The sequence below is a fragment of the Thermosynechococcus sp. genome (assembly GCF_046299635.1).
Taxonomy (GTDB): domain Bacteria; phylum Cyanobacteriota; class Cyanobacteriia; order Thermosynechococcales; family Thermosynechococcaceae; genus Thermosynechococcus.
The window spans coordinates 1-24,956 of sequence record NZ_JBKBHV010000024.1 but is presented as its reverse complement, the minus strand read 5'-3'; the positions used below and the strand labels follow the sequence as shown (position 1 = coordinate 24,956).

The 24,956-nt window shown below is 54.5% G+C and carries 24 protein-coding genes and 1 tRNA gene; 12 read left to right on the top strand and 13 right to left on the bottom strand.

What is annotated here, in order from left to right; translation table 11 throughout:
- Positions 1 to 5 precede the first annotated feature (5 nt).
- From ACK4IR_RS09850 to ACK4IR_RS09830, 5 genes are all read right to left on the bottom strand, one after another.
- Positions 6 to 497: a spore coat U domain-containing protein gene (locus tag ACK4IR_RS09850; RefSeq protein ID WP_409874194.1), complete on the bottom strand. Its 492-nt coding sequence runs from the start codon at positions 495 to 497 to the stop codon at positions 6 to 8.
- Positions 470 to 2,773, bottom strand: coding sequence for a fimbria/pilus outer membrane usher protein (locus ACK4IR_RS09845; RefSeq protein ID WP_409874193.1), 2,304 nt, complete (start codon positions 2,771 to 2,773; stop codon positions 470 to 472). The genes ACK4IR_RS09850 and ACK4IR_RS09845 overlap by 28 nt, the downstream gene beginning before the upstream one ends.
- Positions 2,745 to 3,527 (bottom strand): molecular chaperone, encoded by a 783-nt coding sequence (locus ACK4IR_RS09840; RefSeq protein ID WP_409874192.1) that lies wholly within the window; start codon positions 3,525 to 3,527, stop codon positions 2,745 to 2,747. Before ACK4IR_RS09840 ends, ACK4IR_RS09845 begins: the two co-directional genes overlap by 29 nt.
- A 1-nt stretch (position 3,528) precedes the next feature.
- Entirely contained in the window at positions 3,529 to 4,104 is a 576-nt protein-coding gene (locus ACK4IR_RS09835; RefSeq protein WP_409874191.1) for a spore coat U domain-containing protein, read from the bottom strand.
- A gap of 203 nt (positions 4,105 to 4,307) precedes the next feature.
- Positions 4,308 to 4,904, bottom strand: coding sequence for a spore coat U domain-containing protein (locus ACK4IR_RS09830; protein WP_409874190.1), 597 nt, complete (start codon positions 4,902 to 4,904; stop codon positions 4,308 to 4,310).
- Between the two features lie 482 nt (positions 4,905 to 5,386).
- Here ACK4IR_RS09830 and ACK4IR_RS09825 point away from each other — a divergent pair, with 482 nt between their 5' ends.
- Entirely contained in the window at positions 5,387 to 5,626 is a 240-nt protein-coding gene (locus ACK4IR_RS09825) for a hypothetical protein (RefSeq protein ID WP_409874189.1), read from the top strand.
- Between the two features lie 108 nt (positions 5,627 to 5,734).
- On the opposite strand, the gene ileS is transcribed toward ACK4IR_RS09825, so the two are convergent.
- Positions 5,735 to 8,596 (bottom strand): isoleucine--tRNA ligase, encoded by a 2,862-nt coding sequence (gene ileS, locus ACK4IR_RS09820; RefSeq protein ID WP_409874188.1) that lies wholly within the window; start codon positions 8,594 to 8,596, stop codon positions 5,735 to 5,737.
- 96 nt (positions 8,597 to 8,692) lie between these two features.
- On the opposite strand from ileS, the gene ruvX reads away from it, so the two are divergent.
- Complete coding sequence (gene ruvX / locus ACK4IR_RS09815) at positions 8,693 to 9,190, top strand: Holliday junction resolvase RuvX (RefSeq protein WP_409874187.1); 498 nt, start codon at positions 8,693 to 8,695, stop codon at positions 9,188 to 9,190.
- Here ruvX and ACK4IR_RS09810 read toward each other — a convergent pair.
- Positions 9,156 to 9,776 (bottom strand): hypothetical protein, encoded by a 621-nt coding sequence (locus ACK4IR_RS09810; RefSeq protein WP_409874186.1) that lies wholly within the window; start codon positions 9,774 to 9,776, stop codon positions 9,156 to 9,158. The two genes, ruvX and ACK4IR_RS09810, sit on opposite strands and share 35 nt — an antisense overlap.
- A gap of 68 nt (positions 9,777 to 9,844) precedes the next feature.
- On the opposite strand from ACK4IR_RS09810, the gene ACK4IR_RS09805 reads away from it, so the two are divergent.
- Complete coding sequence (locus tag ACK4IR_RS09805) at positions 9,845 to 11,020, top strand: aminotransferase class V-fold PLP-dependent enzyme (RefSeq protein ID WP_409874185.1); 1,176 nt, start codon at positions 9,845 to 9,847, stop codon at positions 11,018 to 11,020.
- Positions 11,021 to 11,045: 25 nt separating this feature from the next.
- Here ACK4IR_RS09805 and ACK4IR_RS09800 read toward each other — a convergent pair whose 3' ends face one another.
- The 5 genes from ACK4IR_RS09800 to ACK4IR_RS09780 all read right to left on the bottom strand — a co-directional run bounded on the left by ACK4IR_RS09800 (position 11,046) and on the right by ACK4IR_RS09780 (position 16,254).
- The gene (locus tag ACK4IR_RS09800; protein ID WP_409874184.1) at positions 11,046 to 11,411 is read right to left on the bottom strand and encodes a hypothetical protein; all 366 of its coding nucleotides are present in this window, start codon (positions 11,409 to 11,411) and stop codon (positions 11,046 to 11,048) included.
- Between the two features lie 107 nt (positions 11,412 to 11,518).
- A complete protein-coding gene (gene purN, locus ACK4IR_RS09795; RefSeq protein WP_409874183.1) occupies positions 11,519 to 12,160 on the bottom strand; it encodes a phosphoribosylglycinamide formyltransferase in 642 nt (213 codons plus the stop codon).
- A gap of 86 nt (positions 12,161 to 12,246) precedes the next feature.
- Positions 12,247 to 13,992 carry an iron uptake porin gene (locus tag ACK4IR_RS09790; RefSeq protein ID WP_409874182.1) on the bottom strand — a complete coding sequence of 582 codons (1,746 nt, stop codon included), beginning with the start codon at positions 13,990 to 13,992 and terminating at the stop codon, positions 12,247 to 12,249.
- 153 nt (positions 13,993 to 14,145) lie between these two features.
- A complete protein-coding gene (locus ACK4IR_RS09785; RefSeq protein WP_409874181.1) occupies positions 14,146 to 15,831 on the bottom strand; it encodes a DUF3685 domain-containing protein in 1,686 nt (561 codons plus the stop codon).
- A gap of 36 nt (positions 15,832 to 15,867) precedes the next feature.
- Positions 15,868 to 16,254: a Uma2 family endonuclease gene (locus ACK4IR_RS09780; protein ID WP_409874180.1), complete on the bottom strand. Its 387-nt coding sequence runs from the start codon at positions 16,252 to 16,254 to the stop codon at positions 15,868 to 15,870.
- Positions 16,255 to 16,355: 101 nt separating this feature from the next.
- On the opposite strand from ACK4IR_RS09780, the gene ACK4IR_RS09775 reads away from it, so the two are divergent.
- From ACK4IR_RS09775 to ACK4IR_RS09745, 7 genes are all read left to right on the top strand, one after another.
- A complete protein-coding gene (locus ACK4IR_RS09775; RefSeq protein ID WP_409874179.1) occupies positions 16,356 to 17,369 on the top strand; it encodes a hypothetical protein in 1,014 nt (337 codons plus the stop codon).
- A gap of 93 nt (positions 17,370 to 17,462) precedes the next feature.
- The gene (locus tag ACK4IR_RS09770; RefSeq protein WP_409874178.1) at positions 17,463 to 18,614 is read left to right on the top strand and encodes an NAD-dependent epimerase/dehydratase family protein; all 1,152 of its coding nucleotides are present in this window, start codon (positions 17,463 to 17,465) and stop codon (positions 18,612 to 18,614) included.
- Positions 18,615 to 18,627: 13 nt separating this feature from the next.
- A complete protein-coding gene (locus ACK4IR_RS09765; protein WP_409874177.1) occupies positions 18,628 to 19,464 on the top strand; it encodes a sulfurtransferase in 837 nt (278 codons plus the stop codon).
- A 30-nt stretch (positions 19,465 to 19,494) separates the two neighbouring features.
- Positions 19,495 to 20,091 (top strand): DUF3611 family protein, encoded by a 597-nt coding sequence (locus ACK4IR_RS09760; RefSeq protein WP_409874176.1) that lies wholly within the window; start codon positions 19,495 to 19,497, stop codon positions 20,089 to 20,091.
- Between the two features lie 24 nt (positions 20,092 to 20,115).
- Positions 20,116 to 20,820: an orotidine-5'-phosphate decarboxylase gene (pyrF, locus tag ACK4IR_RS09755; protein WP_409874175.1), complete on the top strand. Its 705-nt coding sequence runs from the start codon at positions 20,116 to 20,118 to the stop codon at positions 20,818 to 20,820.
- Positions 20,821 to 20,872: 52 nt separating this feature from the next.
- Positions 20,873 to 20,944 (top strand) — tRNA-Val (locus ACK4IR_RS09750).
- A 71-nt stretch (positions 20,945 to 21,015) separates the two neighbouring features.
- Positions 21,016 to 21,348, top strand: coding sequence for a hypothetical protein (locus ACK4IR_RS09745; RefSeq protein ID WP_409874174.1), 333 nt, complete (start codon positions 21,016 to 21,018; stop codon positions 21,346 to 21,348).
- Here ACK4IR_RS09745 and glmU read toward each other — a convergent pair.
- Positions 21,345 to 22,694: a bifunctional UDP-N-acetylglucosamine diphosphorylase/glucosamine-1-phosphate N-acetyltransferase GlmU gene (gene glmU, locus ACK4IR_RS09740; RefSeq protein ID WP_409874173.1), complete on the bottom strand. Its 1,350-nt coding sequence runs from the start codon at positions 22,692 to 22,694 to the stop codon at positions 21,345 to 21,347. The two genes, ACK4IR_RS09745 and glmU, sit on opposite strands and share 4 nt — an antisense overlap.
- A 214-nt stretch (positions 22,695 to 22,908) precedes the next feature.
- Here glmU and ACK4IR_RS09735 point away from each other — a divergent pair, with 214 nt between their 5' ends.
- A complete protein-coding gene (locus ACK4IR_RS09735; protein ID WP_409874172.1) occupies positions 22,909 to 23,637 on the top strand; it encodes an HpsJ family protein in 729 nt (242 codons plus the stop codon).
- A 28-nt stretch (positions 23,638 to 23,665) separates the two neighbouring features.
- Positions 23,666 to 24,880: a SpoIID/LytB domain-containing protein gene (locus tag ACK4IR_RS09730; RefSeq protein WP_409874171.1), complete on the top strand. Its 1,215-nt coding sequence runs from the start codon at positions 23,666 to 23,668 to the stop codon at positions 24,878 to 24,880.
- Positions 24,881 to 24,956 lie beyond the last annotated feature (76 nt).

Below are 24,956 nucleotides of genomic sequence, written 5' to 3'. Positions count from 1 at the left end.
GGCCTCTAAAAAACAATTGTCACCCGCAGCGAATCGGTGTACAGGCCGGGGGCAACCCACTGCTGGGCAGGAACGCGACCGTAGATGATTAGGGTAGTAAGAACATTGTTGCCGGGAATAAAAGGCCCCCGTTGCTGTGTACCCCCTGTGCCATCGCCCCAAATAATGCTGCGGTTGGCATCGAGGTAGAGGTTATAGTTCAGGCGATCGCTGCCACTGCTCATTTGTCGCGGAGTAAAGCTGTTGCTGCCTCCTTGGCTCAGTTGAACCGTTACGGGGCGGTTATTAAAGCTACCAGCCCCCCCACCCACACAGAAAAACTGGACTTGACCGGTCGTATCTAGGGCAATGGGCGAAAAAGGATCATAGATGCCAAAGTTCAACCCGGTCACACCCTGAAACTGACAGCCTGTCCCCTGAGCCTGTGCAGCTGTCCAACACCCAAGGGAACTGAGGCCAGTGATGAATCCTATCGCGGCGAGTCGGGCAATGAACATGAGACTTCCCCTACATCGGTAAAGAGATCGTCACTGGGTGGCAGTGTCAGTTGGAATGTACAGCGCAGTTGCTCATAGGCCACCTCAGCAGTGTAGGTTCCTGCTTCTAGGGTATCAAAGTAAAATTCTCCCTTTGGTGAGAGGGGCGATACAATTTTTTCCTTGTTCCGTTCTAGGGTAAGTTGTCCCAAATTGGGGATGATCCGCTCGCTCCCCCGTAAAATCACCACCCGACCCACATAGTTGCGACTGGGGCGGACATCAAAGCGGGCGATCGCTCCCCCACGAAAAGGCGGTGCAATCAACAGCTCTGTGCGGCCAATGGCAAAATCAATAGGAATATCCTCATCCTCAATCCGCAGGGCATTGCCGTAGTAGGGCAGCAAGTTTGGAATCAGCAGTTTCCCTCGACGATTCGTGCGACCGATTTCTTGATTGCTGAGGTAGGTGCGCACACCGGCAACATTCGGGACATCCACAAGGGCAAAACTCCCCTGGATCGGTCGCGTGGCAAACACCTCACCGCCAATGGCCACCAAGCCGCCCTCTGCCACAACCTGAGCTTTGCCGGTCGTGCCGCTCTGTCTGTAACCGATCTGATAGCGACCCCAAGGGGCATTGTAAAAGAAACTGCCATCAGCAACCACCTGATTATTCACCTGACGCAGCTCTCCCTGATAGCCATAGCCGACGCCGGTGGGGAGGGATTTTGAGACACTGAGGAAAGGAACCCCTTGATTTCCCTGTTGCTGCCAGCCCGTGTTAATCGTTACCGCGTTGTTCAGGAAATAGTTAAACGTGACACTGAATTGATCCACTGGCGGATAACTTCCCGAAAAGAGACGCGAACCTTGGAGGTATAGACTTAGATTGCGACGGAGTTGCACTTGAGCCAAAATTGTGGCTTGCTGCCGTGCCACCTGATCCCGGGGATTGGAAAAAACATACTGACCACTGATTGTTACCCGTGGGCTTAGACTCAGGGTGGCATTGGCAAAGCCCTCTAACTGTGGGCGATCGTCCGCCAACGCCAAGCCAGTATTGACATAGTTGCCACTGAGCAATCGCATCCCTCCGCCAAAGGCCAGCCGCCGCCCCGGATAGTTGTAGCTGACTGCAACCCCGCTGCCCAATTTTCCCTCAGTGGTACTGATGGCCGCCGCCACATCCAGCGTGCCAATCGGAATTGCCGTACTCAGGTTCAAGCCCGCATTCAAAAGATTGCCATTGCCTTCAAGACGTGCCCCCAGTGTCAAGTTATTCAAAATTCCCTGCCGATAGGCTGCCAAAAACTGCCCCTGATCTCCGTAGCTAAAATTCTCCGTACTCAAATTTTTTCGTTCGGCACCGGCAGCCACAATAAACTCCGATAGGCCGGGACGTAGTAACGGAAACGACCGGACAAAATTGCGCCTAAACACCCGTTGATTACCGTCGGCATCTGTTGCCACAATCCGCAGCTGATTAAAGCCGCCAAAGGCGGGTAAGTTTTTGACAATCAAAGGTCCCGGCGGTACCGTCACCTCTCGAATGGGCACGTTATTCAAGTAAACTTTTACGTTGCTGGGAGTCGTCACCTCACCGCGAAACTCAACCGTCGGCTGGCGAATCAGGTAAGGGCTAAGGCCAAAGTTGCGCTGCCAAACCACCCCACCCCACAAACCGCCACCCCCCAACGCATCACTACGGATAAAGGCATCCCCAAGGGTCAACGTGGTGAGACGCTGCCGATTATCGAATGTAAAGGCGGTGAGTCCCCGTTGCAGTTTGCCATCGGCCGTCAAGCCCAGCGTTGAGGTGAGGGCATTACCGCCAAAGCTAATCACCGCTTCGCTGGCAGCCGTCAAGCGTTCAAAGTTATCCCAAAAAATGCCGTAGTTGAGGTAGGCACTCAAAGGCTGGCTGTAGCGAATCCCCGGCGGTTCATTAGTCGGGTTAAAGTCAATGACCGTTTCCGGCAGTTGGGCTGCTCCTACCTGTAACCCTAGGACTAAGTTGGCGTCATCTCGCTGGAATGTAATCGCCGGTGCTAACGACTGCAAGGAGACGTGCTCAAGGCCTTGGATGATTTCGCGGCGCCCCCCAATTTCCCTTAGGCCTGCGTTGAGTAAATCCTGCACCGGGATGAGCACATCATTACCACGTACCACAACAATCACATCCCCCTTGGTGACGCGGTTGACCTCAAGGGTGTAGATGGCCGAGAGTTCCTCTTGGGCGGAGACGGGGGCAATGACGAGAAAGGAACTAAGAGCAAACGCCGTTGGGAGTAGCAATTTCGGCGCTAAGGGAAGGGGCAGTGCCCATGGCTTGAAACGGTGATTGCAATTTAAGTTGACGCACTTGGGCACAATTTTTTTGAGGCAGGGGAATGTTCGTAAAGGGGCGATCGCGATCCGCCAAAACATACACAGAGCCTAGCGTCTGCTCAAACACAACCGTCCCCTGTTCGTTCAGCCCTTGTACGGTGATGCCGAGGGTTTGAAGGTGAACATTGCCGCGATTACGCACGACAAAACTTAATTTGCCCCCTGCGACGCGGGTATTCATAATTTCGCCTTGCCTTTGAATATTGGGCGGTTGAACAAAGACCGGCAGGCTTAAGGTCTTAACAATGCGAACGGTTGCCCCTTTGGTCTCCGGCAGATTAGGGGGAGGCAGTTCTGTCACCAAGAGGCGATAGGTTTGTTCTTGAGTGGTTGCCGGTTGCCGTACGCCCACCCGTAAACTCCGCTGCTCCCCGGGAGGAACCGACAGCAAAAGAGGAAAGGCCACCAGATTGTCGTCGTTGGGGACTAACTCATCTTGGCCATCGGCAGTTTGCTGCCAGCGATGCACCTTAATCTCAAAGTTAATCGGCACCCGCCCCGTATTGCTCAGGGTCAAAAGTGCCGTTCGCTGCCGCGGTGAGAGGAATATCTGCACCGCATTCAAGTAAAACTCCGAGACTTGGGCTGCCCCTCTTGAGCCGACACTAAGGGCAATGACCGTGGCCAGCAGGGCAAACCGCCATCCGCATAGGAAACGCACGCTAGAACGAGACAGTAACTTGAACGTTATCAGTGTAGGTACCGACTTCTAGCTGATCTAGAGTACCAGCCGGTAAATCGTTTGCTGCGGGAATCCGACCATAGATGGTAAAGTTTTGAATGGCAGCATTAGATGCTGTGTACTCGACATCATTACTGGCATCGCAGCCCCAAACTTGGCTTCTCGCAGTATCTTTGTATAGTCCGTAGGGAAGCACAGCACTGCTATTGCGCATCTGGCGTAGGGGACTGGTACAAGAAGAACCAGGCGCAGCATTGGCTCCTTGATCAAGCTTAATACTCACTTGGGTATTGCGTAGGCACTTGATACTCACTTGGCCTTGTTCATCTAGAGCTGTAGCGGCGTGTAGACCCAAGGGATCATAATCACCAAAGTTGATACCTTGAGTACCCGTGATTTTGCAGGCTGGATTGACCTTTGCTTCAATTTGGATATTTGCTGTTTGAGGCGAAGTTTGGGCTTTAGTAGCCTGTGCCATTAACAAAGGCAGTACGCCCCCCGCAGCAGTAAGAAATACACCAAGAATCAACCGTTTGAGAATCAATGAGAAGGTCATGACTCAATCTCCCTACGAGAACAACAGAAAGTTGATACATCAATTTCTCGTGTTAATCGAATATCGAAGCCAGCAAACCTTATAAGGATGAATCACTTACAATATGAGCATGCAGCGCACTTTAGTGATTATATTGCTTATATTACTATACTATAGTATGCCTGCCCTGCCTACCGTGATCTTACGGAGGTTTTATCTTTCCTCTAGAAGGAAACAATAATCTGAACCGTATCGGTATAAGTGCCTGGTGTCAGTTGATTAAGAAACCCTGAACTTTCAAGGACTTCACCTGCTGGAATGCGCCCATACACTGTGAAATTTTTAACGCCAGTGTTGCTAGCAATGTAGTCCACATCGTTTATCCAGTGACAGCCCCAAAAGGCAGAGGGTAAATAAGAGCTATTCCGATACAACAGATAAAGAAGGTGAGCGGAACCAGAAGCCATACGCCGTAGTGGGAGAAGACAACTAGAGAAAGAGTGAGGATAATTTCCCTGGCTAAGCTGAATTGTTGCTCGGGTTCCGGGTAAGCATTGCACGCTCACCTCACCTTGGGCATATAGTGCTTGGGTGTAGTGGGTACCGAGGGGATCATAGATGCCAAAGTTAATATCCTGAACCCCCTTAATCACACAAGCTGCCTTCACTGTCGCCTGAATGTTGATGTTACTGGTTTGAGGTGAAGTTTGTGCAGGGGCACGCTGAGCCGTTAGGAGTGGCAATAGACCACTGGCAGCAGTCAAAAATAAACTTATTGGGTAGAGCTTTAGCCTCAGAAAACAGGGGCGATACATATACATACATAAGTCTTTTCTCCCAACCACTCGTCAGTATTTTAATTGCTAGTGTGAAGCCTACAGATTGCTAATTACAAATTTGGAGAGCACTCAGTCATGACCCGTAGGCCGAGCTTACGCAAGCCCCAGTGAAGGTGTGCGGTGAGTTCACAATTGCAGAAATTAGAAATATACTATCCATCCTACACCCTTTACAGGACTGATGAACAGAAATTTTAACTGCGCAACAAAAGTTAATCTCAAGATTGGCACCCCCAAGCGTCAGGATCATCGTTGATAGAATGCAATCGCCATCGAAGGCATTCTCATAAATATCTTTGTAAATGTTGATTGACTCCATTTTATTTGATATTTGAGTGTATGCTAGTGCCTAGGAAAATTTTATAGCCCTTTGATTTGGAGTGATTGCTGTGTTGCCAGACGTGCCAAGTTTTGATGCTTTGCTGCAGAGTTTGCGTAATATCGACACCCTAACCGAGTGGGAGATGGCGATTCTTGGTGTTATCGTCATTGTAGTGGGTATTTCTCTGGGAAACTGGGTCTGGCCAAAGATTTTGCAGGGTCTATTTATTCTTCTGTACCTCAGTTTGACTGCCATTCCCCTGTTTTTGGTGGCGAATGGTATTCTTCAGCAGTGGCAAGATGTGGTCTTTAGCTGTTTGGTCATCGGCTTTTTGGGGTCAATCCCGTTACTTCCCTTCTTTGCTGCTTCCAACATTCAGTGAAAAATAGACGGTGTCAAGCAACAGGTGAACACACCCCCTGTGCCAGCTTCTGTGAATGTTAATGCAAGCACAAGCAAAAGTCCTACTGCGTGAATTTCCTGTTTGAGTCTAGAATTTACTTTGCAGGGCGGCTTGACAGCGATCGCACAACTGGGGATGCAAGGCCGATTGACCCACACTTTCAGAATAGTTCCAGCAGCGGACGCATTTTTCCCCTTTAGCACGACCAACGCCAATCCACAGCCCTTCGGCGTCAAGAACGTAGGGAACCGCGACCGCGTCCCGTTGGGGTATTAGCTCCACCTGGGACACCAAAAAGAGATAGCGCAGCTCATCCACGCCATTGCCACTAAGGGCAGCGTCGGGATTCATGTCCGCAAGGCGATCGCGCCACTCCGAATCGGCCACATAGAGCCACACTTTCGCTTCCAAAGACGAGCCAATCAGCTTTTCAGCACGAGCCTGTTCAAGCACCTTATTGACCTCTAGGCGCAGTTGCCGCAGGCGTTGCCACTCATGGGCTAGCGCCGCATCGTACCACTGGCCAGGAAGCTGTACCCAGCCACTTTGAAAGACGGAAACATAGGGGGTCTTGAAGGGCAAATGCTGCCAAATATCCTCGGCTAAATGGGGCAGCACCGGCGCAATGGCACGGGCAAGGTTTTGAACTGCAAGGGCAAGGACGGTTTGACAACTGCGACGGCGATCGCTGGTGGGGGCACTGATGTACAGCCGATCCTTGGCAATATCCAGATAAAAGTTCGACAGATCAACGACACAGAGATTTTGAATTGTTTGGAAAAAGCGATAGAACTGGAAGCTATCAAAGGCCGCCGTTACTTCACTCAACACCTCATGCAGCCGATGCAGCATGTAGCGATCCAACGCCGGCAGTTGGGCATAGGGAACGGCATCCTGATCGGGATTAAAGTCGTAGAGATTGCCTAGGAGAAAGCGCGCCGTGTTGCGAATTTTGCGATAGACATCCGCCAACTGCTTGAGGATATTTTTGCCGATGGGCACATCATTGGCGTAGTCCACCGAGGAAACCCACAGGCGCAGCACATCAGCACCGTAGGGCGGGTCTTGCTTTTGATTTTTGCCCCCCTCAATGACTTCCCGGGGATCGGTGACATTACCGAGGGACTTGCTCATTTTCCGCCCCTGCTCGTCGAGAACAAAACCATGGGTGAGGACGGCTTTGTAGGGGGCCTGGCCTTTGACGGCCACCCGTGTCAGCAATGACGATTGAAACCAGCCGCGGTGTTGGTCGGAGCCTTCGAGGTAGAGATCCGCTTGCCGATCACCGAGAACCGCTGCCCAAGAGGAGCCAGAATCAAACCAGACATCCATGGTGTCGGTGCCTTTTTCGTAGCGATCGGCCTGAGGGCGCAGGGATTCAGGGAGCAGTTCGGCCACCGAGAGTTCCCACCAAGCATCGGAGCCGCGATCGCGAATAATAGCCTGCACATGGGCAATGGTTTCTGGTGTCAGCAGGGGTTCGCCAGTTTCTTTGTCATAGAAGACGGGAATGGGCACGCCCCAACTGCGCTGCCGTGAAATACACCAGTCGGAACGCTCGGCTACCATGGCGGCAATGCGGTTTTCCCCTTGGGCAGGAATCCACTTCACCTCGGCGATCGCCCTAAGGGCGGCATCGCGAAAGCCTTCAACGGAGGCAAACCACTGCTTTGTGGCGCGGAAGATGGTCGGTTGTTTGGTGCGCCAGTCGTAGGGATACTTGTGCACGTAGGGTTCTTCCTTGAGGAGGGCGCCACAGGCTTGCAGGGCGGCTATCACGGCTTCATTTCCTTCCTTGAGCACATTGAGACCGGCAAACGGCCCTGCTTCCTCCGTAAAACAGCCATTCTCATCCACGGGGGAGAGGATCGGCAGGCCGTAGCGTTGACCCACCGCATAGTCTTCTAAACCATGGCCGGGGGCGGTGTGCACCAGTCCTGTCCCCGATTCCGTGGTCACATAGTTGCCGCCGATTACAATTTTGCTTTCGCGCTCAAAGAGGGGATGGCGATAGCGCGTATTTTCCAAGTCGGCCCCTTTGGCGGTGGCCACCACCTTGAGGGTACAACCAAGGGTGTCCCTGAGGCGCTCTACCAGATCCTTGGCAACAATCAAATAGCTGTAGCGGGAAGCGGGCTTGACCTCGACAAGGGCATAGGTGAGATCGGGATTAACACTCACCGCCAAGTTGGCAGGAATCGTCCAAGGGGTCGTGGTCCAGATGGCTACCCCCAATTGGCCTAGGGCTTTGTACCAAGATTTGGCTAAGCTTGCGGGCAACTCGATGACTTCAAAGGCGGCATAGAGACTGCGGGAGGTGTGACCTTCGGGATATTCCAATTCGGCTTCGGCTAGGGCGGTTTTCGAGCTTGGACTCCAGTGGACGGGTTTTAGGCCGCGATAGATATAGCCCCGCAGCACCATTTCACCAAAGACGCCGATTTGAGCCGCCTCGTAGTCGGGGGTCAAGGTCAGGTAGGGATGCGCCCAGTCGCCCCAGACCCCGTAGCGCTGGAAGCCTTCCTTTTGCTCGGCAACCGTCTTGAGGGCAAATTCCTTGGCCCGTTGGCGGAGGGTAAGGGGTGTGAGTTGGGCACGCTCTTCGGGCTTGAGGTTTTGCAGCACCTTGAGTTCAATGGGCAGGCCGTGGCAGTCCCATCCTGGGCGGTAGTGGACTTTGCGCCCCCGCAGCAGTTGGTACTTGTTGATGATGTCCTTGAGGATTTTGTTGAGGGCATGGCCGATGTGAAGGGCACCGTTGGCATAAGGAGGCCCATCGTGGAGAATAAAGACTTCCCCCGGATTGGTTTGCTGAAGCGTTTCATAAATTCGCTGCTGTGCCCAAAAGGCCTGCAATTGGGGTTCTCGTATTGCGGCATTTGCCCGCATGTCAAAGGTGGTTTGGGGCAGATTGACGGTGTTTTTGTAATCGGGGGTTGCGTCAGTCATGGGCGGCTACAGCGGGGTATGATGTTTTCAGTCAAGGAAAAAATGCACCTTGGCGATGGATTTCATTCTAGGGGAACTGTTCTTGCCGACTCAAGGATGATTTCCGTTTTGGGCCTAGATTTAGGGCGCAAGCGCATCGGCGTGGCGGGGTGCGATCGCTCCGGGCAGTTGGCCACAGGCTTAACGACAATTCAGCGCCGTAACTTTGCCAAGGATATTGAGACCCTCCGCCAAATTTGTCAAGAACGCCAAGTGGAGCGTTTGGTGGTGGGCTTGCCCTACACATTAAATGGCGAGTTGGGTTCCCAGGCACGGCAGGTGCAATATCTGGCGGAAAAAATCGCTGCCGCCTTGAACTTGCCGGTGGAATACATAGATGAGCGACTGACCTCCTTTCAAGCAGAGGAAATTCTTAAACAGCGGCGGCGATCGCCCCGTCGCCACAAGGAACTGGTGGATCAAATTGCCGCGGCCCTCATTTTGCAACAGTGGCTGGATAGCCGCTCTCAAGCCCTAAAAGCCACACCGCCACCCGTGAACGACTCTGACCACGCCGCGCCTACCACCGGCGGGGCTGAAACTGCGCATCGTTGAGAATCGTGACCCCCTCTCCCGACTGCGCCAACACAAACAACCCTTGCCGATAGGCATAGCGCGCTACCTCCGGCGGCACAATTATCCCCGCCACGGCTCCCAACAGCTGGGTGTCCCGATACTGGTGCGCTAAACGGCGAAATTTGGCAATGCGCTCTATATGCTCATCCACATCCCCTTGGCTGAGTTTGGTTTTCACCTCCACAAGAACCGCTTCCTCGCTGTTGACAACCAGCAGATCAATTTCTAAGCTGTCGTTACCGTCTTGGAGAATGACATCACTGTAGAGTTGGGAAACGGCAATTCCTCGGCTGCGAAACAACCGCAGTACGGCGGGGCGCACCTGCCATTCGACAAATTCCCCAAGACGATTGCCCAGTTTGCCGAGTTGCTGGTTGAGTTGACGGGCTTCTTCCCGCAGTAAGCGCTCCGTTTCTTGGAACCTCCGCTCTGTTTCTTGGAAGCGGCGGTCTGTTTCTTGGAACCTCCGCTCTGTTTCCTGAAAACGGCGCTCTGTTTCCTTTTGGGTCTCTAACAGCTCCCCCAATAACCGCCAAACATCTTCAGGGGTGTATGCTTTTGTCATTGCTTGCTGAATTGAACCGCACAATCACCGGGATGTTCCCCTATCCTAACACAAAGTATTGAAAATCAATGAACCGCATGACCCTAGAGACCCTGCGCGCCTATCACGACAGCTACCCGGCGCTGCTGAATAAGACCTACCTCAACTATGGGGGGCAAGGGCCGCTGCATCAAGACAGTTGGCAGGCCATTCTCCAGAGCGATCGCCACCTTCAAGCGGAAGGCCCCTTTGCCAATCGGGTGTTTCCGTGGCTCAATGAGCAACTGCAGACCCTGCGGCAAGAACTGGCACGGCTATTGGGAACCACGGCAGACACCATTGCCCTTACGGATTCGGTGACCACAGGCTGCAACATTGTGCTCTGGGGCATCCCTTGGCAAGCGGGGGATCATCTTTTGATTTCCAACTGCGAGCATCCGGGGGTGGTGGCAATTACGGCGCAGTTGGCGCGGCGATTGGGGGTGGTTGTGGATCGCGTGGCTTTTTGGCCGGGGTGTGACGATGAGGTGGCCGCCGTTGAGGCTCAGCTTCATCCCCGCACGCGCTTGGTGGTTCTCAGTCATTTACTGTGGAATACAGGCAAGCTTTTGCCCTTGGAGAAAATTGTTGAGGTTTGCCATCGTCGCGGCATCCAAGTCTTGGCGGATGGTGCCCAAAGTGTTGGCATGGTGCCCCTCGATTTACCGGCCCTAGGGGTGGATTACTATGCCTTTACGGGACACAAGTGGTGCTGTGGCCCTGCGGGGGTGGGGGGGCTGTATATTCGGCGCGATCGCCTGCCTACCTTGGAGCCGACCTTTGTCGGCTGGCGCGGCATTCACCAAACCCCTGAGGGGCAACCTGCCGGCTGGAAGGAGGATGCCAGTCGCTTTGAGGTGGCCACAACCGCCTTTTCTTTGGTGGCGGCGCTAACCACTGCCCTGCGGATCCATGAGCAATGGGGAACTGCCCAAGCGCGATACCGGCGCATCTGCGAGCTGAGTCATGACCTCTGGGAACAGTTACAGGGCATAGAGGGGGTGACCTGTCTGAGTCCGGTGCCCCCGCCGTCGGGTTTGGTGGCTTTTCAGTTGGCCAACGGTCGGCATCGCCAATTGGTGCAAGACCTCGAAGCGGAAAATATCTTGGTGCGGGAGTTGCTCTTTCCTGCCTCGGTGCGTGCCTGTGTCCATTACTTTACGTTGCCGCAGGAGTGCGATCGCTTTGTGACGGTTCTCAAACAGTGGTTACAGGATCATCCTTAGGAGCGCAATCCTCCCAGAGACTCACCTACCACCGGCGGGGCTGAAACTGCGCCTCGTTGAGAATCGTCACCCCCTCTCCCGACTGCGCCAACACAAACAACCCTTGCCGATAGGCATAGCGCGCCACCTCCGCTTCTAAGCTGTCGTTGCCGTCTTGGAGAATGCCATCGCTGTAGAGTTGGGAAACGGCAATTCCTCGGCTGCGAAACAACCGCAGTACGGCGGGACGCACCTGCCATTCGACAAATTCCCCAAGGCGATCGCCCAACTTGCTGAGTTGCTGGTTGAGTTGATGGGCTTCTTCCCGCAGTAAGCGCTCTGTTTCCTTCTGAGCTTCTAATAGCTCCCCCAATAATCGCCGAATATCCTCAGGGGTGGATGCCTGCCTCATATCTAGATTGACAGCTATCCACACCTGCCTCTCCTAACCTGAATTAATCCTCCCCCCTGAGAAAAGGATGCCGACGTAAAAGAGGCCCTTAGGGGTATTGCCCAAAGTCAGGAGGACGTTTGCGCCTGTCGCGCCGCAATGTCAGCGATCGCCAGCTTGAGAATCCGATGCTCTTGGACTTGAATGCGGGCATGGAGAGTGGCCGGCGTATCGTCGGGAAGAACGGGCACCGCCGCTTGAACCAAAATCGGGCCGCTGTCCACTTCCTCTTCCACCAGATGGACGGTACAGCCCGTGATCTTCACCCCCGCTGCCAAGGCCTGTTCAACGGCATGCAGCCCGCGAAAACTCGGCAGCAAACTGGGATGCAGGTTAATGACCCGCTGCGGGTAGGCCTGAAGAAGCACAGGGGTGACAATCCGCATCCAGCCTGCCATTACCACCCACTCCACCGCATGCGCCTTGAGGGTTTCGACAAGGGCAGCATCAAAGCTTTCACGATTGGGGTAGTGGCGATGGTTGAGGAGAACGGCGGGAATCTGCCACCGTTTTGCCCGCTCTGCCACCAAGGCCTCGGGATTGTTGTAGATCAGCACCTGAATGCGGGCGGCCAATTCCCCTTGGGCAATGGCTTCGGCAAGGGCAGCAAAATTGGAGCCACTCCCAGAGGCCAACACCCCCAGTCGCAGGGGGCGAGGAGCCGGGGCGATTGTAGGCGCCGACGGAACCACAAGAGCCTCAGCGGACATAACAGGCAGTACCCAGCTCTAGTGCTCGATATTCTAATATGCCCAAATAAAAAAATCCCCCTCAGGGGAGGGGGAAACAGAGGGCACTAGAAGCTAAACGTCGTGCGAATGGCGCCGATGACCAAGGTATCGTTACGAAAGTTGCTGTTGGGGTTGAACACAGCAATGATCCCCGGCGTAACTGAGATGTTCTTGGACACTGCAAAGCGGTAGAAGCCCTCTAGGTGATAGGTATTAAAGCGAGTGTATTCTGCAGGAGAGTTGGAGAAACCAGGACCCACACCAACCGTGGTAATAAGATTAGAGAGAGGAGGGTTAACTGAAGTTAGTTGAGGAGGCTGACCGAAAACCAGACCCGCCAAATCCCCTTTGCGCCAGAGGTCAGGTGCAGCAAGAGTGACCGCCCAGTTGAGAATGTCAGCTTGGAGCCGACCACCGGCTAGAGCATTCCCCCGAACACCGTAGACATTGGCATAGCCCAACCAACCGGCAACATTGAATTTTTGAATGGGGCGGTAGGTGAACTGGAAGCCAATCGCATCAGCAGCTTGGTTTGGAATATTGTTTGGAATATTGTTAGGAGTACCTAATGGATTTGCTGCCGAGATTGGACCCAAACTACCCGTACCATTAAAAGGATCAAGACCGTAGGAGTGGGTGTAGGTAACCCCCAAAGCCAGATTTTTGACAGGGCGGACATCAACCTGTGCCAAGGCGGCATAGGCACCATCGAAGAAACCGTTCAAACCATTGTTCGCATTTGCGTTAGGGTTGTTCGCATTAGGTGCCAAGTAGCCCACGTTCAGGGTCACGCCGGTACCTTTCTCGTCGTTACGCACGACATCGTACTTAAAGCTGACCCCTGCTGCGTTATCTCCAGAACCGGCGCGGTAGATGGGGTTATAGCGACCAAAGCGAGACAGAGCACCCGTGTCGCTCGACTGTAAGAAGGGGTTGAAGTTCTCAAAGTTGTCGTTGAACTCCCCACCGACAAAGTCTAAAATCAGGCGACCTTTGGAAGTCACAGGGAAGCTGTAGAACGCCTTTTGCAGTGTAAATTGGTTGGCGCTGTCGCCATCATAGCCAAGGCGACCCATGTTGGTATTAGTCAAACCATCATACCTAGTGATGTTTGCAGCTTGTAACCGCAACCGCAGCCGGTCTTTGCCGTAGAAGCTGGTGTCGAAGTTCAACCGCGTGCGCTGGTTGGCAACAGGGTTGGTTCTGTTAACATTAATAGCACCAACTTGACCTGGAGCTCGTGCCGTCACATCCCTTGCCTCAGAAAGGTTAAAAATCACCGTGGCGTTCAGCTTGGTGAGGGTGGCAAATTGCTGTGCTTCCAGTTGAGCCGTCTTGGCTTCCAGTTTGTCCACCCGACCCCGCAGGGTGGCCAGCTCAGCTTTGAATTCGTCTGTCAGGCGCTGTAGGGTTGCCAAGTCTTCTTTGGTGGCAAAACGGTCACTGATCACATCCAAGCAGGCGTTGAGGGCAGCGGCCATTTCATAGCGCGTGGCGGCGCGGTTGCCGCGGAAGGTGCCGTCGGGATAGCCGGCAATACAGCCGTATTTCTCGACAAGGGAGGCCAAGGCTTGGTAGGCCCAGTCGGTGGGGCTAACGTCAGAAAGCTGGGATACAGAGGTGACCTGCGGCTTGGAATCTTGGGTTGTCGGCAGTCCCAGTTCTTTTTCCAGTTCTGCCACCGAGGGAATCGCTTGGCGGGGGTTCGTCGGAGCTGGTAAGTCGCTTGGGGTTTCGGCGGCGGCGGCCATGGTTGCTCCCACCAAAATCGTGGGAATGAGCACTCCTAGCTTCGTCAATGAGGGAGACATAGACACTTTACTCCTTATTCACTCCTCGCGCTTTTCTACCCAAACCCTTTTCTGATAGTCCAGTAAGCTCAGGTAAGTAAAAGCTATAAGCATGCTAGCACATTCACCCACGATTGAGGAGCGTCTTGAGGTTAATCACCGGTTAAGGTTTCCCTAGTCCCCTGAGGGGTTAGAAGAGGTTTTTGAGGTCTCAGAGCGACTCCAGCCACCGCCAACGGATTGACCAATGCCCTGCAAAATGCCGCGGCCGATCAGCCCCAAACCGCGACCGATTACCTGCGTCAATAGATACACCACCCCCTTGCCGACCCAAGCCACAACCGCCCGTAGCGGCGGGGCTAAAGCATCGCGGGCTTCAAGGGCCAAGGTGAGAGCGTAGGGAATCCCCTCCAGTTGCATTAGCTCTTTTTGGCGGGGGACGGTCAGTGCCAGCTCCTGAATGCCTCGCGCTGTCAGCCGCAGCAAGATCAAGCGGCTTTCAAAGATGTTTTGCGGTTCCTTGACCCAGCGCTGCCAGCGGTAATGCCAAGAGAGGGCATTGCGAAAGCGTTCCATTTCCCGAGTTGAGGTGTATTGCGGTCGCAAAAACGTCTGCTGGATCACCTCGCTATAGCAGCACCGATTCAACAGGGCATAGACAATGCCGTTGGCCACACTGAGCAGCCAGTGATCTAGGAGGGCATCGAGAATCTCCAAGGCGGCAGCGGTGCCGTAGCGATAGAGTTGCAGATGGATTTTAAGGGGTTGTTGGGTTAACAGATGGGCCAGCATCTCCGCCACAAAGGGAACGGGCTTGAGATAGACGTTGGCCACCGTCTCCCTTTCGCCGAGCAACAGCTCGATCAGATCCGACTCCTCCCCCAGCGCAAAGCGATAGGGACGAAAAAACTCCCGTAGGCTCTGCTCCCACAGGTCTTGTAGTAGGGAGTTGCCTCGTTGGTGTAAAAATTCAATACTGGGTGGTGTCGCTTGCATGGCGCGCACAAGCAGATCCCACTGCCGCAAAATGGTATAGAGCAGTTCCCGTCGTTGTTGTAGGGTGAGTACCTCTAGCTCCAAAGGCCGCGACGTTAAGTTCAAGAGATCCGATTGCATCCGCTCTAAGCAGCGATCCACCAGTTGGGAAATGATTTCAATCTGCGGACGCACGGCGGATACGACGGGAGCAGGAGGTGTTGGACTCGGCTGCGGCAATAAACGGGAGACCAACCAGCGGGCGGCACGAATTTCCCGATGGCGACCTTCACAGACCAGCCGTTCAAGGGGAGAGAGGCGCGATCGCCCCAAGTGGTGATCCAAAGCCTGCAACCACGCATCCATTTCCTCCAGTCCCTGCTGGATAAACTGATACCGCCAACGATCCCACGGCTTGGGAAACAGCACCCTCAAAGGCGGCGGCGGGGGGGTTACCCTGTGCACGATCGCCCCTTGGGCAATTGCCAGCACTCCCGCCAGGAGTTCACCCAGAGCCGTATGGCGGGGGTAGATGCCCTCCACACCCACCTGTTGAGCCAAGGAGACCAATTCAAGGGCAGCGGGGCGAACCGTGAGCAGCACCCGCAACGTCGGATGGTGCTGTTTCAACCACTGCCACAGCCAAGGGGTATTGGCATCATTCACCGTGAGTTGGGCATCGCAGAGCACAATCCAAGGATGGCGCTCCGGATCGAGAGGCGTGTTTTCCAGATACGTGATCAGCCCATGGCCGTCGTGAAACAACAGCGGCTCAATCCCCCACTGCTGCTGAATGCCGGTCCAAAGACCAAGGCGCACCACATCCTCTCCCTCGACAATCATGAGACCAAAGTTGAGGGAGGCATCAGCAGTGATAGGGGACATGGACATTTGCGCAAGACTGAGTTGGGGTTGAAACTATCAAATCAGCAGATATTCGTGCAGGGTGGGAATCTGGCGATAGTCGCAAAACTTTGTCCCGCGATCGCGATCCTCTGTGGAGGGGGACAAAACCTCCGCAATGAAGATAGAGTGCCTCACCCCATCTGGGCGTCCCGCCACCAAGGGCAGGGGCTTTGGCGTCACCACGACATCGGGGTAGTAGTAGGACTGGGTTTCAGGAATCCAGAGGCGTTGATCCGTAACAAAGACTTGGTAGGGTTTCCCTTTGAGAGCCAAGCTCAATAGTACAGTTGAGGAACGAACCAACTCATTGTGATTAACAGTGCCCCCAAGTCTAGTGTCAAGTTCTCCTTGACGATACTCGTGGCGCTCCGTGGTTAGGGCGGGTGCCAATAGGGTGGTCATAACGCTTCCCGTCAACGCAGTAATTCAATCCTAGGCAATTTACCGTCCTTTTCTGGAAAGCAGCTAGGCTATACTGCTGAAGCGGTCGTTTTTGCGCAGCTATGGAGCCGACGCCTGACTTTGTGTTGCCGATTCCGGCGGCGGATAGCCCCCTTTCTGAGGAGGAATTCCTGCACCAAGTGCGCCAAGCGTGGCAGGTGTGTGAACGCTTTGACCTGCAAACGGAGATCTGGCGCGGGCAAATTCTGCGGGCGGTGCGCGATCGCTATCGCCGTCAGGGGGATGAACGGGGAATCGGCTTTCAGCAGTGGCTTCAAGAACAGGAGATCGGTAAACGCCGCGCCGAGGAGTTGATGCGGTTGGCCGATCGCGCCGATGAGCTGCTCAAGGCCCATCCCCTTCCTGCCGAGGCGGTCTCCCGCTTTAGCAAGCGAGCCTTTTTGGCAACTGCCGCTGCCGATCCTGAGGTGCAAGCCCTGATTACCCAAGCGGCTGCTGCCGGCGATCGCATTACCCACCGCCAAGTGCGCCAACTGCAGGAGGAATGGACGGCCCTGCACGCGGATTTCCTACCGCCGGTGGTGCGACAAAAGGCCGGCGATCGCACCCTTGCCCCCCGCGATGTGGCTCCCTTGGTGAAAGAATTAGAAAAGCTGCCCCCGCCGCAGCAGCAGGAACTCTGCCGAGAACTGGCCGGCGACCCCAGGGTGGAAACCGTTAAGGAAGTGACCGCCACCGCCCGCCAACTGCGCCGCTATCTTGAGGCCGCCCCCCAGATCCAAGCCCTCACCGCCCACCCCGTGGATCTAGAACAGCTCCTCCTCGAAGCCCAGCGTCTTGATCAGCTGCACACCGTTGCCGATCTCCTTCAGCAGGCCGCCCAACTGGAAAGTGCCATTGCCCGGCTTTATACCACTTGGCAGCGCCTCGGCCGGTTGAGCGATCGCCTCTACCAAGAAGCGGGTGCCAGCACGCCGCAATTACAGGCTCTCTTAGAAGCGCTGGATGTTCTTTTTGGCGACATCGTCCAAATTGACTTGGCCGGCGAAACCGTTAAGTTACATATCTTTTCGGAGCCTAAAAGTCGCCGCCCCGATCCTGCCGTCGAATTCTAAGCCAAGGGATCAACGGCGTCCCCATTACTGGTAACGTGGTATGGAAGCCACTGAATGGCTGGCGGAGTAGTTATTGATTTCAGCACGGTTAGCATGAGAGTCCTCGTAATTGGCGGTGATGGTTACTGTGGCTGGGCGACAGCCCTCTATCTTTCCAATCGTGGTCACGATGTTGCGATTTTGGATAGCCTCATTCGGCGTCATTGGGACAATGAACTGTGCGTGCAGACCCTGACGCCGATCGCCCCCATTCAACACCGTCTGCAACGCTGGCAGGATCTCACCGGCAAAAAGATCGGCCTTTACATTGGCGACGTTTGCAACTATCCCTTCCTTGAGCGCGCCATGCTCGAGTTTCAGCCAGAGGCGATCGTCCACTTTGGCGAACAGCGCTCCGCCCCCTACTCCATGATTGATCGGGAGCATGCCGTCTTCACGCAGGTCAACAACGTGGTGGGAACGCTCAATCTGCTCTACGCCATCCATACCCACAACCCTGACTGCCACCTTGTGAAACTGGGCACCATGGGGGAATACGGCACCCCCAACATTGACATTGAAGAGGGCTATATCACCATTGAGCACAACGGTCGCAAAGATACCTTGCCCTATCCCAAGCAGCCCGGTAGCTTCTATCACCTCAGCAAAGTCCACGATAGCCACAACATCCACTTTGCCTGCCGCACTTGGGGACTGCGCGCCACGGATTTGAACCAGGGGGTGGTTTACGGCGTGCTCACCGAAGAAACGGGCATGGATGAATTGCTGATCAACCGCCTTGATTACGATGGCATTTTCGGCACTGCCCTCAATCGCTTCTGCATTCAAGCGGCCATTGGGCATCCCCTCACGGTCTATGGCAAGGGCGGGCAAACCCGCGGCTTCTTGGATATTCGCGATACGGTGCGCTGCATTGAACTGGCCGTGAACAACCCCGCCGCTCCGGGGGAATTTCGCGTCCTCAACCAATTCACAGAACAATTTAGTGTCGGTGACCTTGCCCGCAAAGTCCAAGAAGCCGGTAAAGCCCTTGGCCTAAAGGTGGAAATCCAGCACCTCGAAAACCCGCGGGTGGAAAAAGAAGAGCACTACTTCAACGCCAAAAACACCAAGCTCCTCGATCTGGGATTGCAACCCCACTACTTGTCGGATTCGCTCCTTGACTCCCTGCTTAACTTTGCCATCAAATACAAAGACCGGGTGGATGTCAACCACATTCTCCCCAAAGTGAAGTGGCGCGCCTAGCTCCTCCACTGCCATGCCCCCCTATGCCGTAACGGCCGCCTGGTTGGCAGCCCACCTCAGCGATCCGGACGTGGTGATTGCCGACTGCCGTTTTGACCTCAGGGATACCTGCCGGGGACGGCGGGAGTATGCCCAAGGGCATCTGCCGGGAGCCTATTACCTCGACCTAGAGCAGGATCTCTCTAGTCCCCGCCAACGGCATGGGGGGCGCCATCCCTTACCCGATCCGCAGAAATTAGCGGCACGGCTCAACCAAATGGGGGTTACTCCGGCAACGCTGGTGGTGGCCTATGACGATTCGCGGTTTGCCTATGCCGCTCGCTGCTGGTGGCTCCTGCGCTGGTTGGGGCACGATCGCGTGGCAGTACTGGATGGGGGCTATCGCGCCTATGTCGAAGCGGGGTATCCCGTCACTCCTGTTGTCCCACCCCCTCGGCAGGGAAACTTCAAGCCCCATCCTCGGCCGGCGTGGGTGGTGGATCGGGCAGGGGTGATGGCGGTGCAAGCCGACCCCCAGACGGTGATTGTGGATGCCCGCGAACCCCAGCGCTATCGCGGTGAAATCGAACCCATAGATCCCGTGGCCGGTCACATCCCCGGTGCGGTGAACTACCCATGGTCGGCCATCTCCGATGAGCAGGGGCGACTCAAATCCGTGGCCGAACTGCAAGCCCACTGGCAGCCCTTGGCCACAGCCCAGCAGATCATTGTCTATTGTGGCTCTGGCGTAACCGCCTGTGTGGATATTTTGGGGCTGGCGATCGCCGGCCTGCATCAAACCAAGCTCTATGCCGGCAGTTGGAGCGACTGGTGCTCCTATTTGGCGACCCCGAAAAACCGTTCGCTATGATTGAGCCTAAGACCTCTTCCTCACAGAACCATGGAACGCCTTCCCGGTAATGCCCCCCCGCCATCCCAGCGAGGTACTACCCAACCTCTCCACCGCCTTGGCCGTGAACTGCAACGCTTTGGCTGGATTGGCTTTTGGACACAGGTTGTCCTTGGCTTTGTTTCGCTGTTGATTATTATTATTGTCATCTTTAGTCGCCAATTTAATATCAATCGTCCGCCCAACGGCATGAATAGTCCCACCTTGGGGCTGGTGTTGGCGATTATCGGCTTAGTGTTTTTGGGGGTGAGCATTTACTGCTGCTATCGCTATCCACAACTGGGACGACGCTTGGATCAACCGGAACAACGCCCCAGCAAAGAGCACGTCATCCGCAGTTTGAATATCGGTCTTTGGGTGAATATTGCTGGCATGATTTTCACCGTGGCCGCGGCAGAGTGGAATGTGGGGATGTTGTTGCTCAAGGTGCTGTCGATCCCCCAAGGGGCGGCAGTCTATGTCACCAATGTCTTGATTGAGCCACTGGAAATTTTTGTGATTCAGGCCAAAGTGAATACCATTGCCGCTCAGTTGACGGGTATTATTGTGGCGCTGTGGTTGCTGCGCTGTGTGCGCCGCCCGGTGTGAATCGTCTGAGGAGATCAAAGAGCCTTGTTTGATTCGCTAGAGACCGTTGCCGCCAAAATTATTGTCGCCTTGGATGTGCCCAATCTGGAGGGGGCGATCGCCACCATTCATCGGCTACCCCAAGTGCAATTTTGGAAAGTGGGGCTAGAACTCTTTTGTGCCAGTGGACCGATTATTCTCGATGTCCTCAAGGATCAGGGGAAGCGCATCTTTCTCGATTTGAAGCTTCACGATATTCCCAATACGCTGGCTGCTGCGGTGCGGGCGATCGCCCCCTATGGCGTGGACTTTGTAACCATCCACACGGCCGGCGGCTTAGCAGGGCTAAAAAGCGCTCAGGCGGCTTTGGGAAACAGCGCCACCCAACTCATCGGCGTCACCTTGCTCACCAGCATTGATGCCAATACCCTTCAAAGTGAACTCCAGATCCCCCTTGACCCGGTCACCTATGTGGAGCGCATGGCCGATCTGGCCCATCAAGCAGGACTGGCAGGCATTGTCTGTTCTCCTCAGGAGGCCGCACGGGTGAAACAACGGTGGGGAGAGGAGTTTTTGAGAGTTTGTCCGGGGATTCGTCCCCTTGGCACAGCCCTAGGAGATCAGGCGCGATCGCTGACGCCCAATGCTGCCTTTGCTGCCGGTGCCTCTTACCTTGTCATTGGCCGTCCCATATTACAAGCAGCGGATCCTGCCGCCGCCTTTGATGACATTTGCCGCAGCCTTGTTTAAGCAATTTACAAAAGCCTGCCATCCAAGATATGATTGAAAGTTGTCTGAACTAGGGCGATTAGCACAGTGGTAGCGCACTTCCTTCACACGGAAGGGGTCACTGGTTCGAATCCAGTATCGCCCATTGCTTGCTTCAAGTTATAGGATGAATTTAATAATTTAATTCAGACATTCAGACGAGTTTAGGACTCCGCCATGAGTACCCCGATTCCGCCGATTCAACTTCCCCCCTGTGGTGACTGCACTGCGGATGCGCAATGGCTGGAGCAAGCCCTTCTCAATTGGCTGAATACAGAATACTTGCCGGAAGCGATAAATCAGGCGATCGCCCGGCGAGCTGCTCAAGTGTACTGCCGTCAGCGGTTGGAAGGGGAGCATGATCTCGGCGGCATTCTCTTGGCATTGGTCACGGAGTTGCAAGAGTTTGATTTTTCCCAAAGCTTCTACAGTGAGTTTGCGGTCGCCAATGCAGTGAGTGATTTGCTTCTGCGGCGGCTGGGCATTGAACCCTGCTGTGGGGCAGGCTAGGCTTTGGGTTGCCAGTTGGGTTTGACCACCTGACGACAGCGGGCAATGACAAGGGCATTATCCGGTACATCTTCTGTAACCGTCGAACCCGCCGCCACCGTGACATTTTCACCAAGGGTCACTGGAGCCACTAGGACACTATTAGCACCCGTTTTGGTACCGCTACCGATATGGGTGGGGTGCTTGCGCATGCCGTCGTAGTTGGCGGTAATGGTTCCTGCCCCGATATTCACGCGATCGCCCAAAGTGGCATCGCCAAGGTAGGCAAGATGAGAGGCCTTGGTGTCGCTGCCCAACTGCGCTTTTTTTAGCTCGACAAAGTTACCAATGCGACAGCGATCGGCAACAACAGTTTGCTGGCGGATGTGGGCAAAAGGCCCCACTTGGGTATCATTTCCAATTTCACTATCACTAATCACAGCATAGCGCGCTGTCACCCGTTCGCCAATCACACTATTTTCAATCAACGTGCCGGGGCCAATCATGCTGCCACTGCCAATACGGGTTTGGCCGCGCAGGTGAGTTTGGGGTTCAATCACCACATCTGGTGCTAGCTCAACCGTATCTTCAATCGTAGTACTGGCCGGATCAATGAGGGTGACGCCTGCCTGCATCCAAGCTTTTTTGATTCGATTTTGCAGCACTTGATAGGCTGCCGCTAACTGAACACGATCATTGACGCCCAAAATTTCCTCATAGTCTTCTACATCCACCGCCATCACCGGACTGAGGGCATTGACGGCATCGGTCAGGTAGTATTCCTGCTGATCATTATTGGCCTGAAGATGGGGCAAAACCTGAGCCAATTGCGGCCAGTGGAAACAATACACCCCAGCGTTGATGCGGCGGTTTTGTTTTTGGGCTGTGGTGCAATCGCGGTCTTCGATAATCTGCTTCAGGATATTCTGGCTATCACAAATCACCCGGCCATAACCTTGGGGATTGGGAATTTGTGCCGTTAAAATGGTGGCCGCATTGTTGTGTTTCTGGTGCACGTCTAGCAAATGCACCAGTGTTTGACCTCGCAATAGAGGCACATCGCCATTTAGTACCAAAAGATGACCTTCGTAGTCCTTGAGGTAGGGTAAAAGCTGCTGTACAGCATGACCCGTTCCCAGTTGTTCCCGCTGCTCCACAAATTCCAAGTGGGTCTGATCCGCTAAAGCCGCACGAACAGCGTCTCCCCCATAGCCAATGATCACAAACTGCCGTTGCGGTTGCAGGAATTGAACTTGGTGCAAAACCCAGCCCACCAGCGATCGCCCACCTAGGGGATGGAGGACTTTTGGCAGGGAGGATTTCATACGTGTGCCTCGTCCTGCCGCTAAGACTGCCACAATGACCATGGATTTGTTGTGCCTCAATGAGCAAAGAGATGGCGAACCAGCGATACTGGGGAGAAGCAGCCCAGCAGCATCAGCGCCATGCACATTTGGAGTATACCAAGGTTGCGGTGAGCAAAGATAGCCGCTCCACAGGTGAGTCTGTTCCCATAACATGAATCAACAGCACCAAAATCCAGTAAGGTTGATGCAGTAGTTGACGAGTCACTCGCAGTCCATGACCGCTATAAAATCAAGCCAGCGACCTGTGCCCTTGGCGGCTCAGTTCCTGAAACTGGTGGGAATTATCCTACTGCTGACCTTTCTGGTAGAGTGGGGCATCCTCTTTATCGCTCCCCAGTTCAATAACAGCCAGTGGCAACTCACGGTCGTCAACCAATTCATTGAGCGCGGTGCCACTCCTCTAATTGGGTTTGTCTTTATCTACACGGGCTTTTGGATTCAAGCGGTCTCTGGGAGTGCCACCCAGCCGCAGCCGGGGGAACCCGCCCTTAAGGATTGGCGATTTTGGGTCTTTGTCCTCTCTAGTTTGCTTGGATTACTGTGCCTGTTGGGGATTCCTCTCTACCTATCCATTACAGGGCAAATTACAGAACAGGCGGTTAACCAAATCAATCAAGAGGCGGCGCAGGCGGAAATTCGGGTTGAGCAGGAACAGCAGCAAATCAAACAACTGGCCAGCAGCGGTCAACTGGAGCAGCTCCTCAAGAGCAATCAACTGCCGCCAAATCAACGAGCCATTCTCGAGCAGTTACAAAAAGACCCCCAAGCCCTTGATAAACAGGCGGGTCAGGCACGGGAGCGTATCCGCAGCCAACAACAGGAAGCTGTCAACCGGGCACAACAGGAAGCCTTTGTGAATCGTCTAAGGGTAGGCATTCGTAGTTTTCTATTGGCAGTCGGCTTTATTACCATTGGTTGGAGTGGTCTGCGCGAGCACCGCTAAGAATTGCCCTCTACTTGAGGAGTGAAATATGCTTTACCTCACTCTGCGTTGGCGTCTTCTGCCGCAGTCGGTGGGTCTGGGCTGCTTGATCAGTTTGCTCCTACAACTGACGGCTGCAGCGGTGGAATTGCGGGTCGCGGTTCTGGATCGGGTACGTCAAGTAACAATCAGTAGCTCCACCCCAGCACAATTGCGGGATGAGGCGGGTCGAGTGCTAACGGTGGCACCGCAGCAGAATATTACGGCTCTCCTCACGGGGGCAGGGGTACAAGCAGGGGGCGTGCGGGGACGGCAAGTTTTTCTGGAGCCACGAGACAATGGCCTTGTGCGCGTGGGCGATCGCTGGTATCGCGGGCGGTTACAACTGGTGAGTACCAGTGAGGGGATTATCGCCATCAACCTTGTGGATTTAGAGGAGTATCTGCCCAGTGTGGTGGGCAAGGAAATGTATCCCTCTTGGCCGCTGGAGGCTCTCAAAGCCCAAGCAGTAGCCTCCCGTTCCTTTATCCTCTTTCGGCGCGATCGCGAACGCCGTCGTCTTGGCAGCCTTTTTGATGTCGGCGCCACCGTCACCCATCAGGTGTATTCGGGGGTGAGTTCAGAAACCGCCAGTACACTAGCGGCCGTCGCTGCCACACGGGGTCAAGTGCTCACCTACAATGGCCGAATCATTGAGGCGGTGTTTCATGCCTCCTCAGGGGGACATACCGAAAATTCGGAGTTTATTTGGCAAAAAGTGGTGCCCTACCTGCGCGCTGCTCCTGACTTTGACCAAGTCTCTCCCAACTTTCAGTGGACGGTTCGTTTTACCGCAGCACAACTGCAACAACGCCTCCCCGGTATTGGTAAAATTGTTGGCTTTCGCCCCTTGCAATTGACGCCCCAAGGACGAGTCATATCAGTACAAGTTATCGGCACTGCGGGTAGCCGTACGATTTCAGGAAATGAATTACGCCGTGTATTGGGACTGCGGAGTACACTGCTAACGATTACGCCAGAGTATGGCAATGTGGCCAGTCAAACGGGACAAAGTATGCCGGTTGCCTTTACAATTACGGGGCGCGGTCACGGTCATGGGTTGGGCATGAGCCAATGGGGCGCTTACGGTATGGCATTGCAGGGCTACACCTACGACCAAATTTTGAGGCATTATTACCAAGGCGTGATGTTAAGTACATTAGACGCACTAAACACTACAGCCCTCTTCACCCAGCCTCTGATACTTGGCATTAGCTCCCTGTGAATTCCATTGCTCATGCGTCGGGATTCCCTCTTTTATCAACTCTTTGCCCAGTTGCCCCAGACCTTCTTTGACCTCC

Coding starts and splice junctions, on each gene's coding strand:
- ACK4IR_RS09850 (WP_409874194.1), bottom strand. CDS start 497: ATGTTCATTGCCCGACTCGCCGCGATAGGATTCATCACTGGCCTCAGT.
- ACK4IR_RS09835 (WP_409874191.1), bottom strand. CDS start 4,104: ATGACCTTCTCATTGATTCTCAAACGGTTGATTCTTGGTGTATTTCTT.
- ACK4IR_RS09830 (WP_409874190.1), bottom strand. CDS start 4,904: ATGTATATGTATCGCCCCTGTTTTCTGAGGCTAAAGCTCTACCCAATA.
- ACK4IR_RS09825 (WP_409874189.1), top strand. CDS start 5,387: ATGGCGATTCTTGGTGTTATCGTCATTGTAGTGGGTATTTCTCTGGGA.
- ileS (WP_409874188.1), bottom strand. CDS start 8,596: ATGACTGACGCAACCCCCGATTACAAAAACACCGTCAATCTGCCCCAA.
- ruvX (WP_409874187.1), top strand. CDS start 8,693: ATGATTTCCGTTTTGGGCCTAGATTTAGGGCGCAAGCGCATCGGCGTG.
- ACK4IR_RS09810 (WP_409874186.1), bottom strand. CDS start 9,776: ATGACAAAAGCATACACCCCTGAAGATGTTTGGCGGTTATTGGGGGAG.
- ACK4IR_RS09805 (WP_409874185.1), top strand. CDS start 9,845: ATGAACCGCATGACCCTAGAGACCCTGCGCGCCTATCACGACAGCTAC.
- ACK4IR_RS09800 (WP_409874184.1), bottom strand. CDS start 11,411: ATGAGGCAGGCATCCACCCCTGAGGATATTCGGCGATTATTGGGGGAG.
- purN (WP_409874183.1), bottom strand. CDS start 12,160: ATGTCCGCTGAGGCTCTTGTGGTTCCGTCGGCGCCTACAATCGCCCCG.
- ACK4IR_RS09790 (WP_409874182.1), bottom strand. CDS start 13,992: ATGTCTCCCTCATTGACGAAGCTAGGAGTGCTCATTCCCACGATTTTG.
- ACK4IR_RS09785 (WP_409874181.1), bottom strand. CDS start 15,831: ATGTCCCCTATCACTGCTGATGCCTCCCTCAACTTTGGTCTCATGATT.
- ACK4IR_RS09780 (WP_409874180.1), bottom strand. CDS start 16,254: ATGACCACCCTATTGGCACCCGCCCTAACCACGGAGCGCCACGAGTAT.
- ACK4IR_RS09775 (WP_409874179.1), top strand. CDS start 16,356: ATGGAGCCGACGCCTGACTTTGTGTTGCCGATTCCGGCGGCGGATAGC.
- ACK4IR_RS09770 (WP_409874178.1), top strand. CDS start 17,463: ATGAGAGTCCTCGTAATTGGCGGTGATGGTTACTGTGGCTGGGCGACA.
- ACK4IR_RS09765 (WP_409874177.1), top strand. CDS start 18,628: ATGCCCCCCTATGCCGTAACGGCCGCCTGGTTGGCAGCCCACCTCAGC.
- ACK4IR_RS09760 (WP_409874176.1), top strand. CDS start 19,495: ATGGAACGCCTTCCCGGTAATGCCCCCCCGCCATCCCAGCGAGGTACT.
- ACK4IR_RS09745 (WP_409874174.1), top strand. CDS start 21,016: ATGAGTACCCCGATTCCGCCGATTCAACTTCCCCCCTGTGGTGACTGC.
- glmU (WP_409874173.1), bottom strand. CDS start 22,694: ATGGTCATTGTGGCAGTCTTAGCGGCAGGACGAGGCACACGTATGAAA.
- ACK4IR_RS09735 (WP_409874172.1), top strand. CDS start 22,909: ATGACCGCTATAAAATCAAGCCAGCGACCTGTGCCCTTGGCGGCTCAG.
- ACK4IR_RS09730 (WP_409874171.1), top strand. CDS start 23,666: ATGCTTTACCTCACTCTGCGTTGGCGTCTTCTGCCGCAGTCGGTGGGT.